The sequence below is a fragment of the Methanoculleus sp. UBA303 genome, assembly GCA_002501655.1.
In the GTDB taxonomy this organism is placed as follows: Archaea; Halobacteriota; Methanomicrobia; order Methanomicrobiales; family Methanoculleaceae; genus Methanoculleus.
In genome coordinates, this window is the sequence record DANY01000016.1 from 14,544 (window position 1) to 18,764 (window position 4,221).

Below are 4,221 nucleotides of genomic sequence, written 5' to 3' on the forward strand. Positions count from 1 at the left end.
GGGGGCAGTCATGGCGATACCCTGGGGAAAGCCGTGCCCCGGATTGCATGCAAGCGGGAACACCAGGATGGGATCTCAGATGACCAGTTGTTTCGTAGGGCACTACCCATTTTTTCACGCTTGTCCCGGTACACTGGACCGTGGTGGATATCGCGCCCCGGGCCGAGAATTATGCCCTGCAAAAAAGCATCCCGGCAATCCCCTCCCGCTCACGGCTCCGCCGCAAAGAAGAGGATCGCCCTGCCGTTGCCGTCGATGACCGCGAGCGTATCCCCGACGATCCGGTAGCCCGCCGCCGACCGGAGCAGGTCCAGGTAGGCGCTCTCCTGTTCCATGACCCCTGCCGGATCGGTGCTGGAGGCTTTCGTCGCGACGATCCGCTCCACGGCAAGCCCCGTCTCGTTGAGGTGGTACGGGGCCGAATAGGCGTTGCACCCGGCAGACCCCGAGAGCGTGCCGTCGCCATCGACGGTCAGGGTGATGTTGGTGCCGGGGATCGGCGAGGTGACGGCGCTGCCTGAGGTGCTGTAGTGGGTCAGCCCCCATGTCGTCGCGAGCAGCGGCGATTGTACCGGCTGCTTGGCCCGCAGGAAGACGAGCAGGTCCTTACCCGACGGCCCGGAGATCACGAGCCTGTCGCCCTCAACCCGATAGGAGGCAGCCGCAACAAGGAGTTTCTGATACTGGCTCTCCTGTTGTGCGAGTTCCCGTTCTGCCGCAGGGTGCGCCCCCGTGACGCTGACCGGTTCCACCGAGATCGTTGAGCCGTTGATCCGGTAGGAGGCAGTGTAGAGGTTGCACCCGGCAGACCCCGAGAGCGTGCCGCCCTCGCCGAATATGATGAGCGGCTCCGCCCGGGGCAGGGGCGCGACGACAGAGCCGTTATCGGCACGGAGTGCGGCCAGGTGCCATGCCGTCCCTGCAAGCGGTTCGGCGACCTGGCTGGCATTGCCTGGGGGCGTGTCCGTCTCGCCGGAGTACCCGGCCGAGACGAGGCATGCCGCCAGGATGATCAGGAGTGCGACCTTCGCGAGTGCGTGGTGCCCGTCTCTCATCTCTACCACGGGTAGGCGTAAGGGTCGAGAGAAGAAAAAATAACTCATTTACGTCGAGATTCCCTCGATCGCCCTCTCCTTTGTGGTCGGACGGAGGAAGCGGCGATCCGCGGCTGCCGCCCGGAGCCTGGTGAAACTGGAAAAAAGACCGCCTTGCGGAGAAGAAATTGGGCGGGGGCCGGCCCACGTCGGCCGATCCTGCCCCGTGAGCAGAGGCCGGATCAGGGCTGATCCGCATCCGCTGCCCGGTAGGAGAGGAGCGTCTTCCCGGCTTCATCGAGGAGGTCGAGTCGGTCCTCGTCGATACGGTAGCCTGCCGTGGACTCGAAGAGGGTCAGGTACCTGTTCTCCTGATCCATGATGCCCTCCGGCTCGCCGCAGTACATCTTCGTCGAACCTGCAGGCCCGATCGTCATCGTGCTCTTCGAGACCTCGTAAGCAGCAAAGTAGCGGTTGCACCCGGCGTTCCCGGTGACGTTCCCGTCCGGTGAGAACTCCGCCGTGACCGTCGTGCCGGCGATCACCGAGGAGACCGACTCCCCGTCCAGGCTGTAGGACTCAAGTGTCCACCTTGTCCCGGCAAGCGGTGCCGGCGGCACCTCCTGTGCCTGCACGAAGAAGAGGAGACCGGCGCCCGTCTCGTCCAGGAGGGTCAGGCGGTCGCCCTCAACCCGGTAGGAGGAGACGTTTGCAAGGAGGCCCAGGTACTTCGCTTCCTGCTCCATGACACCGGGCTCGCCGCAGTACATAAGGGTGCTGTAGAGCGAGGAGACCGAGAGGTTTGCGCCGTCGAGGATGTACTGGCCGCCGTAGTGGTTACATCCGGCGTTCCCGGTGACGTTCCCGTCGGGCGCGAACTTCGCGGTGATGGTTGTGCCGTTGACGATCGAGGAGACCGCATCTCCCCCGGTGCTGTAGCCGTCAAGCACCCAGTCCGTCCCGGCGAGCTGGAGATCAGGCTTTTGAGCGACCTGCTCAAAGGCCAGCAGGTCGGCACCCTCGCGGTCCGCGAGGATCAGCCGGTTGCCTTCCACACAGTAAGAGGCGACGTTTGCGAGGAGTCCGAGGTAGCGGTCCTCCTGCTCCATGATGCCCTTTGGCTCGCTGCAGTACATCTCAGTCCTTATGGCCGGCTCAATAGTGAGGTTCGCGCCGTCTGTAGCGTAGTCTGCACCGTAGTGGTTGCACCCGGCCGAACCGCCGAGCCTGCCGTCAGCGCCGAAAGCGACCGTGACCGTCGTGCCGGTGAGGACCGGGGTCATAGCGCCGTCTTCACCTGCGAGGCTTGTAAGCATCCAGGACGTCCCGGCAAGATCTGCAGGCGCCTCCTTCACGAAGGTGAGCGTCGTGGCTCCGGCAGCGTCGGTGAGGAGGAGCCGGTCGTTCTCGATCCGGCATCCTGTCGCCGAGCCAAGGAGATCCATGAACCGCGCCTCCTGCTCCATGATACCTTCCGGCTCTTCGCAGAACTTCAGCGTCTGGATGAGGGAGGAGACCGAGAGGTTCGTACCGTTGAGCACATAGTCGCCGCCGTACTGGTTGCACCCGGCGGAGCCCGTGACCTTTCCGTCGTCGAATAGGGCCGATACCACCGATCCCGGCAGAACCGGGACGAGCGTACCGTTCCCGTCAAGGTAGGAGTCCAGCGACCAGGAGGCCCCGGTGAGCCCGACGACCGCACCGGGCGTCGACGTGCCCGCCATACATCCCGCGGTGATGATTGCCGCCACAACGATGATGAGCAGTGACGCCCCCGCGAGGATATTGTTTCTGTTCGTTCTTCTGTTCGGTGCCATACACCACCATATGGGCGGGAATGAGAGATAAACGAATGGTAGGCTACGAAAAAAATTGAACCTATACGTGTCTGGTTTGCCAAACCAGGAGAATATTGTGGGCATTAGCGGTTAGGCCGCCCCGCGCCCCCGCTCGCCGGTGCTGCACAGGGATGCACGGGTGGGGTTATACCTCCCTGCAGTTTCCTGATTCTGATCTCTCCACGAGAGTCACGGCGCTTCAGCGCATGCATGGCATTTATCTTGCGGGGGTGAAGGACTATACCGGGTGTGGGGCTCCCGTCACGGAACCGGCGGATGCCCGTTCCGGTATGGGAGAAGAGTGCGATGGTAGAATTGATCCTGCTACGGCACGGCGAGAGCGTCTGGAACAGGGAGGGGCGGTTCACGGGCTGGACCGACGTGGATCTCTCGGCCTGGGGCATCGAGGAGGCCCACCGGGCGGCGGCGCTCCTTGACGACGGCGGGTATACGTTCCGCGTCGCTTACACATCCGTCCTGAAACGGGCCATCCGAACGCTCTGGATCGTCATGGACGACCTCGACCTCATGTACGTCCCGGTGCACCGGTCGTGGCGGCTGAACGAGAAGAGTTACGGCGCCCTGCAGGGCCTGGAGAAGAAGGAGACCGCCGCAAAATACGGTGCTGAACAGGTGCACCTCTGGCGCCGAGCATACGATGTGCGGCCACCGCCGCTCCCGTGGGACGACCCGAGGCACCCGCGGTTCGACCCCCGCTACGCAGACTTGGACCCGGAGAGCCTCCCTGCGACCGAGTCCCTGCGCGATACGCTCAAGCGGGTGCTCCCGTACTGGGAGAGCCGGATCACAGGGGATCTCCGGAGGGGCAGACCCGTCCTGGTCGCCGCCCACGGCAACAGCCTCCGTGCCCTGGTCAAGCACCTGGACAGCATTCCGGACGACGAGATAGCGGGCCTCAACATCCCCACCGGCTACCCGCTCATCTACGAACTGGATGAGGACCTGAAAGCGGTCAGCCACCACTACCTGGGAGACCCGGACGAGGTCGCGGCGGCCGCCCGGGGCGTGGCCCGGCAGGCCGGGCCGGGGTAGGTGAGGGCGACGGGCCACCCCTCCCTGCGAGCCCCCTTCCAGGCGGGGAGGGCGATAGGGATAAGCGATGTGTGCCCCCGAGGGGCAGGCGGAGCTCGAGCATCGCCAGATGTGCAGGCCGGGGGGGAAGCTGTATTCTCGGGTAGCCTGACCCGGTCCTTCCCCGGGTTTCTCTCCATACACTGGACCGTGATGGCTATCGCCATTGGGGGTGGGGCTGACGGGGAGGGCGACGGGCCCCCCTCCCCTGTCTCACCGGGTAGCGATACTCGTAACCCCCACCCCGCCCGCGCTTC

3 protein-coding genes are annotated in these 4,221 nt (G+C 64.6%); 1 reads left to right on the forward strand and 2 read right to left on the reverse strand.

Annotated elements, in window-relative coordinates:
* Nucleotides 1–209: 209 nt before the first annotated feature.
* Complete coding sequence (locus BP846_RS03440) at nucleotides 210–1,055, reverse strand: META domain-containing protein (RefSeq protein WP_292392656.1); 846 nt, start codon at nucleotides 1,053–1,055, stop codon at nucleotides 210–212.
* Nucleotides 1,056–1,276: 221 nt separating this feature from the next.
* Nucleotides 1,277–2,851 (reverse strand): META domain-containing protein, encoded by a 1,575-nt coding sequence (locus BP846_RS03445; protein ID WP_292392649.1) that lies wholly within the window; start codon nucleotides 2,849–2,851, stop codon nucleotides 1,277–1,279.
* Between the two features lie 327 nt (nucleotides 2,852–3,178).
* Here BP846_RS03445 and gpmA point away from each other — a divergent pair, with 327 nt between their 5' ends.
* On the forward strand, nucleotides 3,179–3,925 hold the full coding sequence (gene gpmA, locus BP846_RS03450) for a 2,3-diphosphoglycerate-dependent phosphoglycerate mutase (RefSeq protein ID WP_292392650.1): 747 nt from the start codon (nucleotides 3,179–3,181) through the stop codon (nucleotides 3,923–3,925).
* Nucleotides 3,926–4,221 lie beyond the last annotated feature (296 nt).

Coding starts and splice junctions, on each gene's coding strand:
- BP846_RS03440 (WP_292392656.1), bottom strand. CDS start 1,055: ATGAGAGACGGGCACCACGCACTCGCGAAGGTCGCACTCCTGATCATC.
- BP846_RS03445 (WP_292392649.1), bottom strand. CDS start 2,851: ATGGCACCGAACAGAAGAACGAACAGAAACAATATCCTCGCGGGGGCG.
- gpmA (WP_292392650.1), top strand. CDS start 3,179: ATGGTAGAATTGATCCTGCTACGGCACGGCGAGAGCGTCTGGAACAGG.